The sequence below is a fragment of the Pseudomonas sp. UV AK001 genome, assembly GCF_046097675.1.
Lineage (GTDB): Bacteria > Pseudomonadota > Gammaproteobacteria > Pseudomonadales > Pseudomonadaceae > Aquipseudomonas > Aquipseudomonas kribbensis.
Window position 1 is genome coordinate 102,615 of the sequence record NZ_JBJUVZ010000013.1, and the last position, 19,776, is coordinate 122,390.

Genomic DNA, 19,776 nt, shown 5'->3' on the forward strand with positions numbered 1-19,776 from the left:
CCAAGGGTAATATCAGGCCGGGCGCACAATCTTGCCGGTCGCCAGATCGCGGATCAGGCTCGGGTTCTTGCGCCCACCGAGCATTCCGCCCAGCACCAGATCGACCTGACCACGGAAATACTGCTCGACCCGCAAGCGAGTCTTCGCCGCTGGCCGGCCTTGCGGGTTGGCCGATGTCGAAATCAACGGCCCCACCAGCGAGCACAAGTCCCGCACCTGCGGATGATCGCTGACCCGCAGCGCCACGGTGTCATGCACCCCGGTCACCCACTCCGGCAACAGGTTCTGATGCGGCACCAGCCAGGTGTTCGGCCCCGGCCAGGTACTGGCCATGCGGTCGATCCAGTCCTGGGGGAAATCCTCGAACAGGAAATCGAATTGACGAATGTTGTCGGCGACCAGGATCAACCCTTTGTCCACCGAACGGTTCTTGATCGCCAACAGGCGATCCACCGCTTCTTCATTCCATGGATCGCACCCCAGCCCCCAGACGGCTTCGGTTGGATAGGCAATCACCGCCCCGGCGCGAATCTCTCGTGCGGCTTGTTGCACACGCCAACTGTTGACCATGAAAAACTCTCCGCAAACAGGTTTCGCGCAGTTTACCGATCTTCAATGTAAAACCTAGCTTACCCGCGCAAACCAGCGACCGTTTTCGCATACGGCGCGGCCCTCCATCTCCAGCTCGGTCAATGCCGCCAGTACTTTGGGCAACGCCCAGCCACTGCTGTCGGCCAACCCCTCGCTGGTATGGGGTGCGGCGTGCAACAGCCGCAACAACGGGTTATCGGTACTCGGTGCAGTCGCGGACACCGACAGGTGCTGCCAGCCGCGCAAGGCTTCGAGAATATGTTCGATGGTTTCCACCAGCACCGCGCCATCGCGGATCAGTTGATGGCAACCGCGCGCGCCGGGGTGGTGGATCGAGCCCGGAATCGCGTACACCTCGCGCCCCTGTTCCGCCGCCAGTCGAGCGGTGATCAACGAGCCGCTGGCCACGCTGGCCTCGACCACCAGTACGCCGAGGGACAAACCGCTGATGATCCGGTTACGCCTGGGGAAGTTGCTCGCCGTCGGTCCGGCGTCCAGTGGAAACTCCGAAATTACCGCACTGCCCGAAGCAATCATCGTGTCCGCCAGCCGCCGGTTGCGCTGTGGATAAAATTTTTCCAGACCGGTGCCCAGCACGCCGACGGTTTGCCCGCCGACGTCGAGCGCGGCCTGATGCACAGCCGCATCGATGCCCAGCGCCAGGCCACTGGTGATGACGAAACCGGCCCCGGCCAGGCTGCGGGCAAACGCCGTGGCGGTGTCCATTCCCGGCCGTGAGGCGCGGCGACTGCCGACCATCGCCAGTTGCGGTTTTTCCAGGATCAGCGGGTCACCGGCAACAAACAGCAGCGGTGGCGGGTCGGCAATCTGCGCCAGCAAGGCCGGGTAATCCGGCTGGTCCCACATCAGCAAATGCTGGCCCGGGCGCTCTAGCCAGGCCAATGCGCGGCTCGCGCCGTCGCGTACTTCAGGACAACGGCGCGCTTCGGCACTTGCCACCGGCAACCCCAGTGAATGCCAGGCACTGGCCGGCGCACTGATGGCTTTGGAGGCGGAGCCGAACGCTTCGAGCAATCGGGCAAAACGTTTCGGGCCGATTTCCGGCAAGCGGTGCAGCCGCAAGCGTGCTTCCAGTTCCGCTGGGGAAACCGGCGTACAGACAGGCATCATCATGGATCATCCTTGATCGTTATAAGCCCCGAACCTTTCGGAACAAGCTGTGGATAACTCTGTTGGTAACTTGTGAAGCCAGCTAAGGATTTCGCACCTTGTCGAGCACCGCCAGCGAGCGCGATGCGTTCAGCACCAGGCCGTAGCTGAGCTTGTCGTAGGTGCGGAACACCATCAGCAATCCGGCGCGTTCATCAGGGATCTTCAGTGGTTTTCCGGTGATCCGGTCACGCACGGTTTCCCCGGTTTTCATCACCACCAGCACGTTGCCTTCGGCCAGACCGTCGCGCTTGCCCTTGTTCAGGGTCACTACGTCCATTGCGCCGATCTGCGTCACGCCCCGTGGCACATCGATGATCAGGCCGTTGATGTCATTGGTGGGCGCGCTGGGCATGAAGGTCGAATTGATCGAACGCTCTTCGCCGCTGAACAGACGGTCGCCGAGGCGCACTTCCTGGGTCGTGCGTTGCAGGGCGAGGGTGGCGACGTCGCCCTCGGTGGCGACGATTTCACCGCCGCCGATGTCATCGGCGTTGATCCCCAGAAACTCCTTGCTCTGCGGATCGGTGTAGACCTTGCCCTGGCGGAAGATGCCGTAGACCGGCTGGTTCGGATCGAAATGCCCGCGGGCGAAAATCCGGTCGCCGGTGCCGCTGAGCACCCGCTCGGCATCACCGGCGACGATGTAAGGCGCCTTGTCGAAGTCCTCGACCTTGTCGACGATGCGGTTGCTCAGCAGAAAGCTGTTGATGGATTTCAGCGGAATGCTCGGGATCGCCTCGGCGACCGGGCTGCTGCGGATCCGTGGCGACAGCTTGATCGTGCCGCGCGACGCCCCGCGATTGAGGGTCAGGCGTGGCTGGCCGTTGACGTAACTGAGCGTCAGGGTGTCGCCCGGATAGATCAGGTTGGGGTTTTCGATCTGCGGATTGGCCCGCCACAACTGCGGCCACTGCCAGGGTTCGCGCAGGTACTTTCCGGAGATGTCCCAGAGTGTATCCCCCGAAACCACCGTGTACTGCTGTGGAAAACCTTCCTTGAGTTGCACTTGCCCGTGCGCGGTGCCGGCCGAGGCCAGAAACAGCAGGGCGAGTAGTGATTTCCTCATGCGGTGAATCCCTTTATCATGTGCGTTCGCGTGAAACGCCAGAGCCCCCGTGGCTCGCTCTCTGCTCTATGCTGAAAAGCAAGGAGCTACGTTTCACAACGGTAGCCTGCATCTTCGGACCCGCCAGGCCATCGCCCGACTTTACCTCACACGTGCAGCAATCAAGCTTATGGCCATTTTGAACATCCTCGAATTTCCGGACCCGCGTCTGCGCACTATCGCCAAACCTGTGGCTGTAGTGGACGACGAAGTGCGTCAGCTGGTCGATGACATGTTTGAAACAATGTATGAAGCGCCGGGCATCGGCCTCGCCGCGACCCAGGTCAACGTGCACAAACGTATCGTCGTGATGGACCTTTCCGAAGACCGCACCGAACCCCGGGTGTTCATCAACCCCGAGTTCGAACCGCTGACCGACGAAATGGAGCAATACCAGGAAGGCTGCCTCTCGGTGCCGGGTTTCTACGAAAACGTCGACCGCCCGCAGAAGGTCAAGATCAAGGCTCTGGACCGTGACGGCCAGCCTTACGAACTGATCGCCGAAGGCCTGCTCGCCGTGTGCATCCAGCACGAATGCGACCACCTCAACGGCAAGTTGTTCGTCGATTACCTGTCCACGCTCAAACGCGACCGGATCAAGAAGAAACTGGAAAAGCAGCACCGCCAGAACGCTTGATGCCCCTCTCCAAAGGCTTGCTGCGGCAAGCCTTTTTCTTTTTATGAGATTCCCCCCATGACTGAGCCACTGCGCATCGTTTTTGCCGGTACCCCGGAATTCGCCGCCGAACACCTCAAGGCCCTGCTGGACAGCCCTTACGAGATCGTCGCGGTCTACACCCAACCGGATCGTCCGGCCGGTCGTGGGCAAAAACTGATGCCGAGCCCGGTCAAACAGCTCGCCCTGGAAAATGATATCCAGGTGTTGCAGCCGCCGACCCTGCGCAACGCTGACGCTCAGGCCGAGCTCGCAGCGTTGAAGCCGGACTTGATGGTGGTGGTCGCCTACGGCCTGATCCTGCCGCAAGCGGTGCTGGATATTCCGCGCCTGGGCTGCATCAACAGCCACGCCTCGCTGCTGCCACGCTGGCGCGGTGCGGCGCCGATCCAGCGCGCTGTGGAAGCGGGCGACGCCGAAAGCGGCGTGACCGTGATGCGCATGGAAGCAGGCCTGGACACCGGTCCGATGCTGCTCAAAGTCGTGACCCCGATCAGCGCCGACGACACCGGCGGCAGCCTCCACGACCGCCTCGCCGAAATGGGCCCGCCAGCCGTCGTGCAAGCGATTGCCGGTCTGGCCGCCGGCACCCTGGAAGGCGAAGTACAGAACGACGACCTCGCCACCTATGCGCACAAACTGAACAAGGACGAAGCGCGCATTGACTGGAGCCGTCCGGCCGTCGAGCTGGAACGTCTGGTCCGCGCCTTCAACCCATGGCCGATCACCCACAGCACGCTCAACGGCGAAGCGCTGAAAGTGCTGGCGGCGACTCTAGCCGAAGGCAAAGGCGCACCGGGCACCATTCTCGGCGCCAGCAAGGACGGCCTGCTCGTCGCCTGTGGCGAACAGGCGCTGCGTCTGACCCGCCTGCAATTGCCCGGCGGCAAGGCGCTGAACTTCAGCGATCTGTTCAACAGCCGCCGTGAGAAGTTCGCCACCGGCACAGTGCTGGGCGCAGCGGTGGACGCGCAATGAACCCGCGTCTGGCCGCCGCCAAGGCACTTGCCGCCGTCCTCAGCGGCAAGGCTTCGCTCAACAGCTCCCTGCCGACGCAACTGGACAAGGTCGAGGATCGCGATCGCGGTTTCACTCAGGATCTGGCATTCGGCACTGCGCGCTGGCAGCCACGCTTGTCGGCGCTGGCGGAGAAACTGCTGCAGAAGCCGTTCAAGGCTGCCGACGCCGATGTCGAGGCGCTGTTGCTGGTGGGTCTCTATCAGTTGCTCTACACCCGCGTCCCACCGCATGCCGCCATCGGCGAAACCGTCGGTTGCGCCGACAAGCTGAAAAAGCCGTGGGCGAAAGGTCTGCTCAACGCCGTGCTGCGCAACGCCCAGCGCGATCATGAGTCGATCTTCGCCGAACTGGAGCGCGATCCGGTGGTGCGCACCGCCCACCCACGCTGGCTGCAAAAATCCCTCAAGGCCTTCTGGCCTGAGCAATGGGAAGCCATCTGCGAGGCGAACAACGCGCATCCGCCGATGATTCTGCGGGTCAATCGCCGTCATCACAGCCGCGACGCCTACCTCGGTTTGCTGACTGACGCGGGCATCGCCGCGCAGCCATGCACCTTCAGCCGCGACGGTATCGTCCTCGACGCTGCCGCCGACGTGCGCAGCCTGCCGGGCTTCACCGAAGGCTGGATCAGCGTGCAGGACGAAGCCGCGCAACTGGCCGCCGACCTGCTCGACCTCGCGCCGGGCCAGCGAGTGCTGGACGCCTGCTGCGCTCCGGGTGGCAAGACCTGCCACATCCTCGAAGCCGAACCGGCGCTGGCCGGCGTGGTGGCGGTGGATCTGGAAGCCAAGCGTCTGGTGCGGGTGAAGGAAAACCTCGAACGCCTCGGTCTGAGCGCCGAGCTGATCGCCGCCGACGGTCGTGACACGGCCGCGTGGTGGGACGGCAAACCGTTCCAGCGCATCCTGCTCGACGCGCCGTGCTCGGCGACTGGCGTGATCCGTCGCCACCCGGACATCAAGCTGACCCGTCAGGCCGACGACATCGCCGCCCTCGCGCAACTGCAAGGCGAGTTGCTCGACGCGATGTGGAAAACCCTCGAAGTGGGCGGCATCCTGCTCTACGCCACCTGCTCGACCTTGCCGACCGAGAACACCGAAGTCATCGGCGCGTTCCTGGAGCGCACGCCGGGCGCCCGGGAACTGGATCTGGCCACACAGGCCGGGATCAAACAGCCCCACGGTCGCCAGTTGCTGGCCCAGCAGGGCGGCCATGACGGGTTCTACTACGCCAAGCTGATCAAGATCGCTGCCGCGCGCGGCTAAACGGATTCAATGGAGTGACGGGTTGAAAATCATCATCCTCGGTGCAGGGCAGGTCGGCGGTTCGCTGGCTGAACATCTGGCCAGCGAAGCCAACGACATCACCGTGGTCGACACCGATGGCGACCGTCTGCGCGACCTTGGCGACCGTCTGGATATCCGCACCGTGCAGGGTCGGGGTTCGCTGCCGACCGTGCTGCGTCAGGCCGGTGCCGACGACGCCGACATGCTGGTGGCGGTGACCAACAGCGACGAAACCAACATGGTCGCCTGCCAGGTCGCCCACACCCTGTTCCACACCCCGACCAAGATCGCCCGGGTACGCGAGGCGTCGTACCTGACCCGCGAGGAACAACTGTTCCAGAACGAAGCGATTCCGGTCGACGTGCTGATCAGCCCCGAGCAAGTGGTCACCAATTACATCAAACGCTTGATCCAGCATCCTGGCGCCTTGCAGGTGATCGACTTCGCCGAAGGCCAGGCGCAACTGGTGGCGGTGCGCGCCTATTACGGCGGGCCGCTGGTGGGGCAGCAACTGCGCCAGTTGCGCGAGCACATGCCGAACGTGGAAACCCGCGTGGCGGCGATTTTCCGTCGTGATCGTCCGATTCTTCCTCAGGGCGACACGGTGATCGAGGCGGACGACGAAGTCTTCTTCATCGCTGCCCGTGAGAACATTCGCGCCGTAATGAGCGAAATGCGCCGTCTCGACGAAACCTACAAACGCATCGTCATCGCCGGCGGCGGGCAGATCGGTGAGCGCCTGGCCGAGGCCATCGAAAGCCGTTACCAGGTGAAGATCATCGAGATGAACCCGGCGCGCTGCCGCTACCTCTCCGACACCCTCGACAGCACCGTGGTGCTGCAGGGCAGCGCGTCGGATCGCGACCTGCTGCTGGAAGAGAACATCGCCGACGCGGACATCTTCCTCGCGCTGACCAACGATGACGAAGCCAACATCATGTCGTCGCTGCTGGCCAAGCGTCTGGGCGCGAAGAAGGTGATGACGATCATCAACAACCCGGCCTACGTCGACCTGATCCAGGGCGGCGACATCGACATCGCCATCAGCCCGCAACTGGCGACCATCGGCACCTTGCTGGCCCACGTGCGCCGTGGCGATATCGTCAGCGTGCACTCATTGCGCCGGGGCGCGGCGGAAGCCATTGAAGCGGTGGCCCATGGTGATTCGAAGTCGAGCAAGGTCATCGGCAAGGCCATCGAAAACATCGCCCTGCCGCCGGGGACCACCATCGGCGCGATCATCCGCGATGAAGAAGTGATCATCGCCCACGACGATACGGTGATCGCCGCCGGCGACCACGTGATCCTGTTCCTTGTGGATAAAAAGCACATTCGCGATGTGGAGAAGCTGTTCCACGTGGGACTGAGTTTCTTCTGACCGACCAAGAGGCGAGACCGATGATCGAATCCCTGGAAAAAATGCTCGCCAAGGGTGTGGATAACTCGCTGCTGCGCTTTGGCCTGGGCAAGGGTTATCTGGATCTGGGAGAGAACGCGAAGGCGGCCGAGCATTTCCAGCGTTGCGTCGGCTTCGATCCGAAGTATTCAGCGGCGTGGAAACTGTTGGGCAAGGCGCAATTGGCGCTGGGTGATCTGGCGGCTGCACGGCAGGCGTGGGAGCAGGGGCTGGAAGCGGCCCGGGCCCATGGTGACAAGCAGGCCGAGAAGGAAATGACGGTGTTTCTGAAAAAGCTCGAACGGCAGAAGCCGTGACGGCTGTGGATAACCCGTTTTGTCAGGTTATCCACAATTGCACATCGCCGATCAGTACCAGCGCGCCTCACCCGGCGGGCGCTTCTTGAAGCGTTTCATGCTCCACATGTACTGGCTCGGATACGCCGCCACATACCGCTCGACCACCTGACTCATCGCGGCGCAGGAGGTTTCGGTGTCGGTGCTGTACATGGCTTCCGGCGCGGCTTCCAGAATCACCTTGTAGCCGGAACCGTCCGGCAGACGCAGGGCATGCAGGAACACCCCGACGGCCTTGCCACCGGCGAGCATGTTCGGCACGAACTTGCTGGTCAGGGCCTGGGTGGCGAAGAACGGCACGAAGATCCCGGCGGATTCGGCCGGCTCCGGGTCCGCAGGAATCCCCACCTGACCGCCCTTGCGCACTTCCTTGATGACGCTGAGGATGCCTTCCTTGGTCGACGCCGCCACGCGGTTGCCCAATTGCACCCGCTGCTTGCGCAGCAGTTCATCCACAGCCTTGAGCTTCGGCGGACGATAGAAAATGATCGGTTTGCACTGGCTGCAATAGAAGTGGTTGAGCACTTCCCAGTTGCCCAGGTGGCTGGTGATGCCGACCACGCCTTTGCCCGACGCCAGCGCATCCTTGAGGATGTCGAGGCCTTCGACTTCGCGCACCAGGTCAATGGAACGCTGGGCCGGCCAGATCCAGGCGCAGGCGCTTTCGGTCAGGGACTTGCCGATGTCTTTCAGGCTCTGGCCCACCAGACGCTCACGTTCGGCCGGGTCCATCTGTGGAAAACATTTGGCGAGGTTGATCCGCACCACGTCGCGGGAGCGGTTGGGGGTTTTCCACATGATCCAGCCGATCGCCGAACCCACGGCCTGCACGGCCCGCCACGGAAGCAGGGCAAACAGCCGCAGAGCGCCAACCAGCATGGCGCCTTTAAACTTTTCCACAGGTCACTCCTGATCTTGTGCTGTGCGCGAGGCGGCCATTCTAACCGCCGTTGACGAGCTGCGCGTAGCGGTCGCAGTCCTGAGTGTGATCCATGACCATGCCCGAAGCCTGCATCAGCGCATAGCAAATGGTCGGCCCGACGAAGGTGAAACCGGCCTTTTTCAGGCCTTTGCTCATGGCCACGGCCTGCGGGGTAATGGCCGGGACTTCGCTACGATCCTTGAAATGATTGATCACCGGGCGGTTATCCACAAACGACCAGAGGAAGGCCACCGGATCTTCCAGCGCCAGCCAGGCCTGGGCGTTGCGCCGGGCGGCGTTGAGTTTGAGGCGGTTGCGGATGATCCCCGGATCGAGCATCAAGTCATCGATTTCCGCGTCGCTCATCTGCGCCACGCGTTGTACGTCGAAGCCGTACAACACCTCGCGATATCGCTCGCGCTTGCGCAGCACGGTGATCCACGAAAGCCCTGCCTGGAACCCTTCGAGCAAAAGCAACTCGAACAATCCCTGCGCATCGCGTAGCGGCGTGCCCCACTCCTGATCGTGGTAAGCCATGTACAGCGGATCTTCGTTGCACCAAAAGCAGCGTGGCATAAGGCTCCAGGGGGTGGAGGTGCGACTGAATCGGGTATACTCCCGCTCTTTAAATCGCAGCCCAAGAAACAGGTGAATTTCGTGAGCCAGCCTACGCCAGCCGTGCGTACCTTCCAAGACTTGATCCTCGCGCTCCAGCAATACTGGGCCGAGCAAGGTTGTGTGGTACTTCAGCCCTACGATATGGAAGTAGGCGCCGGCACTTTCCACACCGCGACATTCCTGCGTGCCATCGGCCCGGAAACCTGGAACGCCGCTTACGTACAGCCAAGCCGCCGTCCGACTGACGGCCGTTACGGCGAAAACCCGAACCGTCTGCAGCACTACTACCAGTTCCAGGTAGTCCTGAAGCCGAACCCGGACAACTTCCAGGAACTGTACCTGGGCTCCCTCAAGCATGTCGGCCTGGACCCGCTGGTCCACGACATCCGCTTCGTCGAAGACAACTGGGAATCGCCGACCCTCGGTGCCTGGGGTCTGGGCTGGGAAGTCTGGCTGAACGGCATGGAAGTGACTCAGTTCACTTACTTCCAGCAGGCGGGCGGCATCGAGTGTTACCCGGTGACCGGCGAGATCACCTACGGTCTCGAGCGTCTGGCCATGTACCTGCAGGGCGTGGACTCGGTCTACGACCTGGTCTGGGCTGACGGTCCGTTCGGCAAAGTGACCTACGGCGACGTGTTCCACCAGAACGAAGTGGAGCAGTCCACCTACAACTTCGAACACGCCAACGTCGACAAGCTGTTCGAACTGTTCGATTTCTATGAAAGCGAAGCCAAGCGCCTGATCGAACTCGACCAGCCGCTGCCGTTGCCAAGCTATGAAATGGTCCTGAAGGCGTCGCACACCTTCAACCTGCTGGATGCGCGCCGGGCGATCTCGGTGACCGCGCGTCAGCAATACATTCTGCGCGTTCGCACCCTGGCGCGTTCCGTCGCCCAAGCCTACCTGCTGGCCCGCGCCAAGCTGGGCTTCCCGATGGCAACCCCGGACCTGCGTGACGAAGTACTGGCCAAGCTGGAGGCTGCACAATGAGTGCTCAAGATTTTCTGGTTGAACTGGGCACCGAAGAACTGCCACCCAAAGCCCTGAACACCCTGGCCGAAGCATTCCTCGCCGGTATCGACAAGGGCCTGCAGGCTGCCGGCCTGAACTACGAAACCAAAACCGTCTACGCCGCGCCACGACGTCTGGCTGTGCTGATCACCGCGCTGGCTACCCAGCAACCGGATCGCAGCATCAATCTCGACGGCCCGCCACGTCAGGCCGCGTTCGATGCCGAAGGCAATCCGACTCAAGCGGCACTGGGCTTCGCCAAGAAGTGCGGCGTCGAGCTGAGCGAAATCGACCAGAGCGGTCCGAAACTGCGCTACAGCCAGAACATCGCCGGCAAGCCGACCGCCAGCCTGCTGCCGACCATCGTCGAAGACTCGCTGAACGACCTGCCGATCCCGAAACGCATGCGTTGGGGTGCGCGCAAGGAAGAGTTCGTGCGTCCGACCCAGTGGCTGGTGATGCTGCTCGGCGACCAGGTCATCGACTGCACGATCCTCGCGCAGAAGGCCGGCCGTGAATCCCGTGGCCACCGTTTTCACCACCCGGAAAGCGTGCGCATCGGTTCGCCGTCGAGCTACCTGGCCGACCTGCGTGCCGCTTACGTGCTGGCCGACGCCAACGAACGTCGCGAGATCATCAGCAAGCGCACCGAAGAGCTGGCGACCCGTCAGGAAGGCACCGCGATCGTGCCGCCGGCGCTGCTCGACGAAGTGACCGCGCTGGTCGAGTGGCCGGTGCCGCTGGTGTGCTCGTTCGAAGAACGTTTCCTCGACGTGCCGCAGGAAGCGCTGATCACCACCATGCAGGACAACCAGAAGTATTTCTGCCTGCTGGATGCCGACGGCAAGTTGCTGCCACGTTTCATCACCGTGGCCAACATCGAATCCAAGGATCCGCAGCAGATCATCGCCGGTAACGAGAAGGTGGTTCGCCCACGTCTGACCGACGCCGAGTTCTTCTTCAAGCAGGACAAGAAGCAGAAGCTCGAAGCGTTCAACGATCGCCTGCAGAACGTGGTGTTCCAGGAAAAACTCGGCAGCGTCTACGACAAGGCCGAGCGCGTTTCGAAACTGGCCGCGTACATCGCCGCACGCATCGGCGGCAACGCTTCGTGGGCTGCCCGCGCGGGCCTGCTGTCGAAGTGCGACCTGGCCACCGAAATGGTCGGCGAGTTCCCGGAAATGCAAGGTGTCGCCGGCTACTACTACGCCCTCAATGACGGCGAGCCGGAAGACGTCGCTCTGGCCCTGAACGAGCAGTACATGCCGCGCGGTGCCGGCGCTGAACTGCCGGCCACCCTGACCGGTGCGGCCGTGGCCATCGCCGACAAGCTCGACACCCTGGTCGGCATCTTCGGCATCGGCATGCTGCCGACCGGCAGCAAAGACCCGTATGCTCTGCGCCGTGCGGCACTGGGCGTGCTGCGGATCCTGATCGAGAAACAACTGGATCTGGACCTCAACGACGCCGTGGCTTTCGCCGTGAACGCCTTCGGTGCCAAGGTCAAGGCTGCCGGCCTGAACGACGCGGTGCTGGAATTCATCTTCGACCGTCTGCGTGCGCGTTACGAAGACGAAGGCGTGGATGTGGCCACCTACCTGTCGGTTCGTGCCCTGAAGCCGGGTTCGGCGCTGGACTTCGACCAGCGTGTGCAAGCGGTGCAGGCCTTCCGCAAACTGCCGGAAGCGGCAGCGCTGGCGGCGGTGAACAAGCGTGTATCGAACCTGCTGAGCAAAGTCGAAGGCTCCGTGCCGACCGACGTTCAGGCCAAGTACTTCGACAACGCCAACGAGTTCTCGCTGTACTCGGCGATCCAGCAGGCGGACCAGGCTGTACAGCCAATGGCCGCGGCACGTCAGTACAACGAATCGCTGGCACGCCTGGCCGCCCTGCGCGAGCCGGTCGACGCATTCTTCGACGCCGTGATGGTCAATGCCGAAGATGCCAATGTGCGGGCCAACCGTTACGCGCTGCTGGCGCGTCTGCGTGGCCTGTTCCTGGGCGTTGCCGACATTTCGCTGCTGGGTTGAGGGATTGCTGTTGAAACTGCTGATTCTCGATCGGGACGGAGTGATCAATTACGACTCCGACGCTTACATCAAGTCGGTGGAGGAGTGGATTCCGCTGCCCGGCTCGATCGAAGCGATTGCGCAGTTGAGCAAGGCCGGCTGGACGGTGGCGGTCGCCACCAACCAGTCGGGCATTGCTCGCGGCTACTACGACCTCGCCACCCTCGATGCCATGCACGCTCGCCTGCGCGAACTGGTGGCGGAGCAGGGCGGTGAAGTCGGGCTGATCGTGTATTGCCCGCATGGGCCGGACGAGGGTTGCGACTGTCGCAAGCCGAAACCCGGCATGCTGAAAACCATCGCGCAGCATTACAACGTGGCGCTGACGAATGTCTGGTTCGTCGGCGACAGCCTTGGTGACCTGGAGGCCGCCAAAGCCGTCGATTCACAGCCCGTTTTGGTAAAGACCGGGAAAGGCGAAAAGACTCTGGGCAAGACCTTGCCGGTCGGCACCCTGATTTTTGACGATCTGGCGGCGATTGCCGCAGAACTTATCCACAACTAGAGTACTTCTGAAGTTCCTGACCAGGGATTGATCGGGAGTGCGCTTGAACAGTCGGGCATCGCCCGTAACGGTAAACGTCGCCATGTCGATACTGCAGGCCATCAGAATCTTCCTCTTTTACCTGCTGCTGGGCACCACCGCTCTGCTGTGGTGCAGCCTGAGCTTTTTTATCGCGCCCTTTCTGCCGTTCAAGGCGCGCTATCGCTTCATCAACGTGTACTGGTGCCGCTGCGCCTTGTGGTTGACCAAGGTGTTCCTCGGTATCCGTTACGAAGTCAAAGGCGCAGAAAACGTGCCTGACCGGCCCTGCGTGATTCAATCGAACCACCAGAGCACCTGGGAAACGTTCTTTCTCTCCGCTTATTTCTCGCCCTTGAGCCAGGTGCTCAAGCGCGAATTGCTGTACGTGCCGTTCTTCGGCTGGGCCATGGCCATGCTGCGGCCGATCGCGATTGATCGCGACAATCCGAAAGCCGCCCTCAAGCAGGTCGCAGCGAAGGGTGACGAGCTGCTCAAGGACAATGTCTGGGTGCTGATCTTCCCTGAAGGCACTCGCGTTCCTCATGGCACCATCGGCAAGTTCTCCCGCAGTGGCAGTGCATTGGCGGTGAACGCGGCGCTTCCGGTTCTGCCGATTGCGCACAATGCCGGCAAGTTCTGGCCGAAAATCGGCTGGGGCAAAAAACAGGGTGTGATCACCGTGGTCATCGGTGAACCGATGTATGCCGAAGGATCAGGCCCTCGTGCCATCGCCGATCTGAACGACCGGGTGCAGGCATGGAACGAGCAGGCTCAACGGGAAATGGGGTCGTTGCCACCGGCACCACAAGCCCCGGCAGCCAGCGATCAAGTGACTGTCTGATTTTTGTGGATAACCTGTGTACGGTTTGTTGGCAATATTCCGAGAACAGCAATTAAGTTGCTGATTTTTATACATATTTCTGAAGCTGATAAAACACCGTAAAAGGTGCATAAGTTTTTTTCGGAAGTAAGAAAACCGGCTGATATAGCCGGTTTTTTTATGCCTGCTCTTCGGCGATCAGCGGCAGCTCAAGACGGAATGTGGTGCCCTGATCGATGACGCTGACGCATTCGATCCGACCACCATGGTGATCCACCACGGCTTTGACCATCGATAACCCCAGACCCACGCCGTCAATGCCCTTGGCCGAAGAAAAACGCCGGTATTGGGTGAACAGATCGGGCAGTTCTTCAGCCGCAATGCCTTTGCCCTGATCGGTGAGTTCGCAGTGCAGCCAGTCATCATGGCAGCGAACCCGCAACCGGACCGTGGACCCGGCCGGGCTGTACTTGATCGCGTTTTCCAGCAGATTGAACAGCGCCCGAGTCAGCAGGCCCTGGTCCGCCAGCACCAGACGTTCCTGGGATTGTTCATCCATATCGTTCAGCAGCTCGATACGCTTTTGCTGGGCAATGGGCAGCGCCTGATCCAGGACGTCCATTACCAGCATCGCAAACAGACTCGGCTGGAACTGATAGGCCTTGGATTCGGCCCGGGCCAGCAGCACGAAACCATCAGTCAGCTCCAGCGCTCGACGCACCTGGCGTTCAATCTGCTCGAATAAAGGCGAATCTGTCCCGGCCTGATGCCGGTGTACGTCGAGCAGGGCGAGAATCGCCGAATGCGGCGCACGCAGGTCATGGGACAGAAAACGCAGCAGTACGCCGCGCTGTTCTTCGGCGGCACGTTCGGCGCTCAGATCGGTGAGGCTCAGCAGCCAGCCAATCGGCGTGTCGCCGTCCACCGGTAACAAGGCTGCGCGTTCCAGCCGCAGGCTGCGTTCCTTGTGATCTCGGAACTCCACCAGAGTCAGGTCGGACAACAGTGGACGCGACGCTGTGGATAAATCCGGATAGCCAAGACTCGCCAAGTGATCGAGGACTTCATCACCGACCAGATCACTGCCGAACAAGTCACGCGCCTTGCGGTTACCTAACAGGATCTGACCTTTGGGATCACTGATCAGCGTCGCGACCGGCAGATACTCCAAGCCATCGGCGATGAAACGCCGGGTGTCACGCGTGCGGCTCATGGCCTGTTCAAGCGCCATGATCTGGCCTTGCAACCGGTCGCCACTGGCAAATTGTGTACGGCGACGTTCGGGGAACACCTTCGGTTCATCGTCCAGCCGGGACAACTCCCAGCCGAAGTAGGTCAGCACGACACTCAGACGTCGCCAGTTCCAGATCAGATAACCGAACAGCATGCCCAGCACTGCCGGCGTCGGGGACCACCAACGCTGAACTTCCGCCAGGCCGGCGCTGGTCAGCAGCACGCCAACCATGCCGATCAGCGTGAGCCATAGCGCCAGACGCGGTCGCCACAGCAACAATCCCAGTACTATGGCCACCAGCACGGTAGACAGCACTGCGCCGCTGACAGGCGCCGGATCATGCAGATTGATCTGCGCACGCCAGGACAACAATGCAGTCAGCGGCAACAGCACTAGACTTATCCACACCCACTCGCGCACCAGTTGCCGAAACAGGCGTTGAACCTGACTTTGCACACGGCTTTCGTGGCGGCGTCGGTTAATCATGGAAAACAGGGCAGGGCGGGTTGAATGGTTTCATAGGCGACAGGTCTGAGGACGTGGACCCGAAGAATCATAGCGGCTCACCCCACGGCGTGCCGCTTACTTTCACTGCTTTGGTCGAACCGCCGGTATCGACCATCCATTACCCAAGCGACAAGGAATACCGCGTATGCGCGTTGCGATACTGGACGATGAACCCGCCGAACTGCGCAGGGTCGAGCAGACCCTGCAACAAATGGCCGAGGCCGGCGAACAGCCCTGGTCGCTGCACAGCTTCGAACGCGGAGAAGACCTGCTGCGGCAACTGCGCCGGGAAACCTTCGACCTGCTGATCCTCGACTGGCAACTGCCCGACCTCACCGGCCTGGCGCTGCTGCGCTGGACTCGCGAGCATATGGAAGCGCCGCCAGCGGCCATCATGCTGACCAGTCGCGACGGCGAGAGCGATATCGTCCAGGCGTTGAATGCAGGAGCCGACGACTATGTCAGCAAGCCCTTTCGTCCAAACGAGTTGAAGGCTCGTGTCACCGCCGTGCTGCGCCGGCACAGCCATCAGCGCCCGACGGTGGCCAATGTCCTGCGTTTCAATGATCTGGTATTTGATGACGCCGAGTTGACCGTCACTCGCGAAGGGAAGCCGATCATGATGACCGAGCGCGAGTATCGCCTCGCGCATTGCCTGTTCAGTAACCTCGGCCGGCCGTTGTCACGGGACTATTTATACGAGAGGTTCTGGCCCCATGAAGAGATGGCCTCTTCACGGCCACTGGATACCCACATCTATCGGCTGCGTAACAAGCTGGGGCTGACGGCGGATCGGGGTTGGCAGTTGCTGACGATTTATGGGTATGGGTATCGGTTGGAGAGTGTGGCGGCTGGAGAGTGAATCGCAGGCAATAAAAAAGGCCAACGCTTGTGCGTTGGCCTTTTCGTTGGCGCCGACCGGGATCAGAAATCCAGGTTGGAAACCGCCAGAGCATTGCTCTCGATGAAGTCACGGCGAGGTTCGACCGCATCACCCATCAGGGTGTTGAAGATCTGGTCTGCACCAATGGCGTCTTCGATGGTGACTTTCAGCATGCGGCGCACGCTTGGGTCCATGGTGGTTTCCCACAGCTGATCCGGGTTCATCTCGCCCAGACCTTTGTATCGCTGAATGGTGTGGCGCTTGGTGCTTTCGGCCATCAGCCAGTCCAGGGCTTCCTTGAACTCGGTGACCGCTTTCTTGCGCTCGCCACGCTGGATGTACGCGCCTTCGTCGAGCAGGGTGCTCAGTTGAGCGCCGAGGGTGACGACGGTCTTGTAGTCGTTGCTGCCGAAGAAGTCGCGGTTGAAGGTGACGTAGTTCGACAGGCCGTGGGAGATCAGCTCGACCTCTGGCAGCCATACGCCACGTTCGCGGTCTTCACGCAGGCTGGCCTTGTAGACCAGACCCGACTTCTCGACGGTGCGCAGACGGACTTCGTACTGGGCCAGCCAGTCTTGCATCTTGGCGTGGTCGCCGAGCATTTCCAGGCTGACGGCCGGCAGGTAGATGAAGTGCTCGGTCAGCTCCTGCGGGTACAGGCGCGACAGACGCTTGAGGGTCTTCATCACCATGCGGAAGTCGTTCACCAGACGTTCCAGCGCTTCGCCGGAGATGCCCGGTGCGTCTTCGTTCAGGTGCAGGCTCGCATCTTCCAGGGCCGACTGCGTCATGTACTCTTCCATGGCGTCGTCGTCTTTGATGTATTGCTCTTGCTTGCCTTTCTTGACCTTGTACAGCGGCGGCTGGGCGATGTAGATGTAGCCGCGCTCGATCAGCTCAGGCAACTGACGGAAGAAGAAGGTCAGCAGCAGGGTACGGATGTGCGAACCGTCGACGTCAGCATCGGTCATGATGATGATGTTGTGATAGCGCAGCTTGTCGATGTTGTACTCTTCGCGACCGATACCGCAGCCCAGCGCAGTGATCAGGGTGCCCACTTCCTGGGACGAGATCATCTTGTCGAAACGGGCTTTCTCGACGTTGAGGATCTTGCCCTTCAGCGGCAGGATGGCCTGGGTCTTGCGGTTACGTCCCTGCTTGGCAGAGCCGCCCGCGGAGTCACCTTCCACGAGGTACAGTTCGGACAGCGCCGGGTCTTTTTCCTGGCAGTCAGCGAGCTTGCCCGGCAGGCCGGCGATGTCCAGCGCGCCTTTGCGGCGGGTCATCTCACGGGCCTTGCGCGCCGCTTCACGGGCACGGGCGGCGTCGATCATCTTGCCGACGACCAGCTTGGCTTCGTTCGGGTTTTCCAGCAGGAAGTCCGAGAAGTACTTGCCCATTTCCTGTTCGACCGCGGTCTTCACTTCGGAAGACACCAGCTTGTCTTTGGTCTGCGAGCTGAACTTCGGATCCGGCACCTTCACCGAGATGATCGCCGTCAGGCCTTCACGGGCGTCGTCACCGGTGGTGGCGACTTTGTGCTTCTTTGCCAGACCTTCCTGCTCGATGTAGTTGTTCAGGTTACGCGTCAGTGCAGAACGGAAGCCCACCAGGTGGGTGCCGCCGTCACGCTGCGGAATATTGTTGGTGAAGCACAACAGGTTCTCGTTGAAACTGTCGTTCCACTGCAGGGCGATTTCCACGCCGATGCCGTCTTCACGCTGGATATTGAAGTGGAACACCTGGTTGACCGCAGTCTTGTTGGTGTTCAGGTATTCAACGAACGCACGCAGGCCGCCTTCGTACTTGAACAGCTCTTCCTTGCCGCTGCGCTCGTCCTTGAGGACGATGCCGACACCGGAGTTGAGGAAGGACAGTTCACGAATACGCTTGGCCAGGATGTCCCAGCTGAAGTGAATGTTCTTGAAGGTTTCCTTGGAAGCCTTGAAGTGAATCTGGGTGCCAGTGGTTTCGCTGTCGCCAACGATCGCCATCGGTGCCTGAGGTACGCCGTGGACGTAGGTCTGTTCCCAGATCTTGCCGCTGCGGCGAACGGTCAGGACCAGCTCTTCGGACAGCGCGTTCACTACCGAAACACCTACACCGTGCAGACCGCCGGATACTTTGTAGGAGTTGTCATCGAACTTACCGCCGGCGTGGAGGACGGTCATGATGACCTCGGCGGCGGAAACGCCTTCCTCTTTGTGCACGTCGACCGGGATGCCACGGCCGTTGTCTTTGACGGTGATGGACTCATCCGGGTGGATGATGATGCTGATGTCGTCGCAATGGCCGGCGAGGGCTTCGTCGATCGAGTTGTCGACCACCTCGAACACCATGTGGTGCAGACCGCTGCCATCGTCGGTGTCACCAATGTACATACCGGGACGTTTGCGCACGGCATCCAGGCCTTTCAGCACTTTAATGCTCGATGAGTCGTACGTATTTTCTTCGCTCAATGCCTTCACTCCCGATGGTCGTGGGTCTGGGTGATACGGCCCTGTTCCACGTGGAACAGAGCGACTGGCGTTTCCGTCTGCCAGCCTTCCCTCAATAATTCGTGATCTACACAGGTGATAAAAACCTGGCAGCGTAAGTCTTCCAGCAAGCGGCACAGCGCACGACGATGGCTCTCGTCCAGCTCGGACGGCAAGTCATCCACCAGATAAATACACTGGCCGCGTCGGGCCTGGCTCACCAGATGCCCCTGGGCAATACGCAACGCACAGACCACCAGTTTTTGCTGACCCCGGGACAAGATGTCCGCGGCATTGTGAGCGCCCAATCTAAGACGCAAGTCAGCTCGTTGCGGTCCGGCCTGGGTATGCCCCATCTGCTGGTCCCGCTGCAGGGATCCGGCAAGCACAGCACTCAGTTCCCGATCCTTGTCCCAGCCTCGGTAATAGCTGAGCGTCAAACCTTCGAGCTCAACCAGTTCGCTCAAGGTTTGTTCAAAGACTGGTTTCAAGGCTTTGATGTAAGCGCGGCGGTATTCATCGATTTCAGCGCTGGCCTGGCACAGTTCCCTGTCCCAAACCGCTTGCGAAACGGCGTCAAGTGTACCATGCCGCAGCCAGGAGTTTCTCTGGCGCAAGGCCTTCTGCAACCGCTGCCAGGTAGCCATGAACCGCGGTTCGACGTGGAACACGCCCCAGTCCAGGAACTGTCGGCGGATCTTCGGCGCACCTTCCAGCAGACGGAAGCTGTCGGGGTTGATCAACTGCAGCGGCAGAATCTCCGCCAGTTGTGCGGCGCTACGGGCGTTCTGGCCGTCGATGCGAATCTGGAACTCGCCCTGACGATCGCGGGATATCCCCAATGCACTATGGCCACCTTCGGCAAGCTCGACCTGCCCGAATACGGTACAGGCTAGTTGTTCGTACTGAATGACCGGCAACAGCCGTGTGCTACGAAACGAACGGGCAAGCCCCAGCAGATGAATGGCTTCCAGAACACTGGTTTTGCCGCTGCCGTTGGCGCCGTAAAGAATGTTGATTCGGGGGGAGGGGGAGAAGGTCACCGGGTGCAGATTGCGCACCGCGGTGACCGAGACGCGACTTAGCGACATCCAGAGTCAGCT

Annotated in this window: 18 protein-coding genes; 10 read left to right on the plus strand and 8 right to left on the minus strand. The window is 61.2% G+C overall.

Annotation, left to right across the window (positions count from 1 at the left end; genetic code table 11):
- Positions 1 to 12: 12 nt before the first annotated feature.
- The 3 genes from ACKLNA_RS27345 to ACKLNA_RS27355 form a co-directional block, all read right to left on the minus strand.
- Positions 13 to 570 (minus strand): L-threonylcarbamoyladenylate synthase, encoded by a 558-nt coding sequence (locus ACKLNA_RS27345; RefSeq protein ID WP_265812788.1) that lies wholly within the window; start codon positions 568 to 570, stop codon positions 13 to 15.
- A 54-nt stretch (positions 571 to 624) separates the two neighbouring features.
- On the minus strand, positions 625 to 1,725 hold the full coding sequence (gene dprA / locus ACKLNA_RS27350; protein ID WP_408987693.1) for a DNA-processing protein DprA: 1,101 nt from the start codon (positions 1,723 to 1,725) through the stop codon (positions 625 to 627).
- Positions 1,726 to 1,804: 79 nt separating this feature from the next.
- The gene (locus ACKLNA_RS27355) at positions 1,805 to 2,830 is read right to left on the minus strand and encodes a LysM peptidoglycan-binding domain-containing protein (protein ID WP_408987694.1); all 1,026 of its coding nucleotides are present in this window, start codon (positions 2,828 to 2,830) and stop codon (positions 1,805 to 1,807) included.
- Positions 2,831 to 2,999: 169 nt separating this feature from the next.
- Here ACKLNA_RS27355 and def point away from each other — a divergent pair, with 169 nt between their 5' ends.
- From def to ACKLNA_RS27380, 5 genes are read left to right on the plus strand one after another with little or no spacing between them, the layout of a single operon-like run.
- Positions 3,000 to 3,506, plus strand: coding sequence for a peptide deformylase (gene def, locus ACKLNA_RS27360; protein WP_085713083.1), 507 nt, complete (start codon positions 3,000 to 3,002; stop codon positions 3,504 to 3,506).
- Between the two features lie 57 nt (positions 3,507 to 3,563).
- Positions 3,564 to 4,523, plus strand: coding sequence for a methionyl-tRNA formyltransferase (fmt, locus tag ACKLNA_RS27365; protein WP_408987695.1), 960 nt, complete (start codon positions 3,564 to 3,566; stop codon positions 4,521 to 4,523).
- Complete coding sequence (gene rsmB, locus ACKLNA_RS27370; RefSeq protein ID WP_408987696.1) at positions 4,520 to 5,830, plus strand: 16S rRNA (cytosine(967)-C(5))-methyltransferase RsmB; 1,311 nt, start codon at positions 4,520 to 4,522, stop codon at positions 5,828 to 5,830. Before fmt ends, rsmB begins: the two co-directional genes overlap by 4 nt.
- 22 nt (positions 5,831 to 5,852) lie before the next feature.
- On the plus strand, positions 5,853 to 7,229 hold the full coding sequence (gene trkA, locus ACKLNA_RS27375; RefSeq protein ID WP_085713086.1) for a Trk system potassium transporter TrkA: 1,377 nt from the start codon (positions 5,853 to 5,855) through the stop codon (positions 7,227 to 7,229).
- Positions 7,230 to 7,249: 20 nt separating this feature from the next.
- Positions 7,250 to 7,564, plus strand: a complete 315-nt coding sequence (locus tag ACKLNA_RS27380; RefSeq protein WP_408987697.1) for a tetratricopeptide repeat protein — start codon at positions 7,250 to 7,252, stop codon at positions 7,562 to 7,564.
- A gap of 51 nt (positions 7,565 to 7,615) precedes the next feature.
- On the opposite strand, the gene ACKLNA_RS27385 is transcribed toward ACKLNA_RS27380, so the two are convergent.
- Both ACKLNA_RS27385 and tag read right to left on the minus strand, forming a co-directional pair.
- Positions 7,616 to 8,503 (minus strand): lysophospholipid acyltransferase, encoded by an 888-nt coding sequence (locus ACKLNA_RS27385; protein WP_085713088.1) that lies wholly within the window; start codon positions 8,501 to 8,503, stop codon positions 7,616 to 7,618.
- Positions 8,504 to 8,543: 40 nt separating this feature from the next.
- Positions 8,544 to 9,101: a DNA-3-methyladenine glycosylase I gene (gene tag / locus ACKLNA_RS27390; RefSeq protein ID WP_408987698.1), complete on the minus strand. Its 558-nt coding sequence runs from the start codon at positions 9,099 to 9,101 to the stop codon at positions 8,544 to 8,546.
- Between the two features lie 81 nt (positions 9,102 to 9,182).
- Here tag and glyQ point away from each other — a divergent pair, with 81 nt between their 5' ends.
- The 4 genes from glyQ (at position 9,183) to ACKLNA_RS27410 (ending at position 13,593) form a co-directional block, all read left to right on the plus strand.
- Positions 9,183 to 10,136 carry a glycine--tRNA ligase subunit alpha gene (glyQ, locus tag ACKLNA_RS27395; protein WP_003187265.1) on the plus strand — a complete coding sequence of 318 codons (954 nt, stop codon included), beginning with the start codon at positions 9,183 to 9,185 and terminating at the stop codon, positions 10,134 to 10,136.
- A complete protein-coding gene (gene glyS / locus ACKLNA_RS27400; RefSeq protein WP_085713090.1) occupies positions 10,133 to 12,187 on the plus strand; it encodes a glycine--tRNA ligase subunit beta in 2,055 nt (684 codons plus the stop codon). Before glyQ ends, glyS begins: the two co-directional genes overlap by 4 nt.
- 4 nt (positions 12,188 to 12,191) lie before the next feature.
- A complete protein-coding gene (gene gmhB / locus ACKLNA_RS27405; protein ID WP_178083500.1) occupies positions 12,192 to 12,731 on the plus strand; it encodes a D-glycero-beta-D-manno-heptose 1,7-bisphosphate 7-phosphatase in 540 nt (179 codons plus the stop codon).
- An 82-nt stretch (positions 12,732 to 12,813) separates the two neighbouring features.
- Complete coding sequence (locus ACKLNA_RS27410; RefSeq protein ID WP_085713092.1) at positions 12,814 to 13,593, plus strand: 1-acyl-sn-glycerol-3-phosphate acyltransferase; 780 nt, start codon at positions 12,814 to 12,816, stop codon at positions 13,591 to 13,593.
- 157 nt (positions 13,594 to 13,750) lie between these two features.
- Here ACKLNA_RS27410 and ACKLNA_RS27415 read toward each other — a convergent pair whose 3' ends face one another.
- Positions 13,751 to 15,292, minus strand: a complete 1,542-nt coding sequence (locus ACKLNA_RS27415) for an ATP-binding protein (protein WP_408987699.1) — start codon at positions 15,290 to 15,292, stop codon at positions 13,751 to 13,753.
- 166 nt (positions 15,293 to 15,458) lie between these two features.
- Between ACKLNA_RS27415 and ACKLNA_RS27420 the strand changes: the two genes are divergently transcribed.
- Complete coding sequence (locus ACKLNA_RS27420; RefSeq protein ID WP_085713094.1) at positions 15,459 to 16,175, plus strand: response regulator transcription factor; 717 nt, start codon at positions 15,459 to 15,461, stop codon at positions 16,173 to 16,175.
- Positions 16,176 to 16,237: 62 nt separating this feature from the next.
- On the opposite strand, the gene gyrB is transcribed toward ACKLNA_RS27420, so the two are convergent.
- On the minus strand, positions 16,238 to 18,655 hold the full coding sequence (gyrB, locus tag ACKLNA_RS27425) for a DNA topoisomerase (ATP-hydrolyzing) subunit B (protein ID WP_085686140.1): 2,418 nt from the start codon (positions 18,653 to 18,655) through the stop codon (positions 16,238 to 16,240).
- Between the two features lie 5 nt (positions 18,656 to 18,660).
- Positions 18,661 to 19,764: a DNA replication/repair protein RecF gene (recF, locus tag ACKLNA_RS27430; RefSeq protein ID WP_007911886.1), complete on the minus strand. Its 1,104-nt coding sequence runs from the start codon at positions 19,762 to 19,764 to the stop codon at positions 18,661 to 18,663.
- Positions 19,765 to 19,776: the final 12 nt, after the last annotated feature.

Bases quoted from the DNA above. Each gene is read 5' to 3' on its own strand.
- ACKLNA_RS27345 (WP_265812788.1), bottom strand. From the start codon at position 570: ATGGTCAACAGTTGGCGTGTGCAACAAGCCGCACGAGAGATTCGCGCC.
- dprA (WP_408987693.1), bottom strand. From the start codon at position 1,725: ATGATGATGCCTGTCTGTACGCCGGTTTCCCCAGCGGAACTGGAAGCA.
- ACKLNA_RS27355 (WP_408987694.1), bottom strand. From the start codon at position 2,830: ATGAGGAAATCACTACTCGCCCTGCTGTTTCTGGCCTCGGCCGGCACC.
- def (WP_085713083.1), top strand. From the start codon at position 3,000: ATGGCCATTTTGAACATCCTCGAATTTCCGGACCCGCGTCTGCGCACT.
- fmt (WP_408987695.1), top strand. From the start codon at position 3,564: ATGACTGAGCCACTGCGCATCGTTTTTGCCGGTACCCCGGAATTCGCC.
- rsmB (WP_408987696.1), top strand. From the start codon at position 4,520: ATGAACCCGCGTCTGGCCGCCGCCAAGGCACTTGCCGCCGTCCTCAGC.
- ACKLNA_RS27380 (WP_408987697.1), top strand. From the start codon at position 7,250: ATGATCGAATCCCTGGAAAAAATGCTCGCCAAGGGTGTGGATAACTCG.
- tag (WP_408987698.1), bottom strand. From the start codon at position 9,101: ATGCCACGCTGCTTTTGGTGCAACGAAGATCCGCTGTACATGGCTTAC.
- glyS (WP_085713090.1), top strand. From the start codon at position 10,133: ATGAGTGCTCAAGATTTTCTGGTTGAACTGGGCACCGAAGAACTGCCA.
- ACKLNA_RS27410 (WP_085713092.1), top strand. From the start codon at position 12,814: ATGTCGATACTGCAGGCCATCAGAATCTTCCTCTTTTACCTGCTGCTG.
- ACKLNA_RS27415 (WP_408987699.1), bottom strand. From the start codon at position 15,292: ATGATTAACCGACGCCGCCACGAAAGCCGTGTGCAAAGTCAGGTTCAA.
- ACKLNA_RS27420 (WP_085713094.1), top strand. From the start codon at position 15,459: ATGCGCGTTGCGATACTGGACGATGAACCCGCCGAACTGCGCAGGGTC.
- recF (WP_007911886.1), bottom strand. From the start codon at position 19,764: ATGTCGCTAAGTCGCGTCTCGGTCACCGCGGTGCGCAATCTGCACCCG.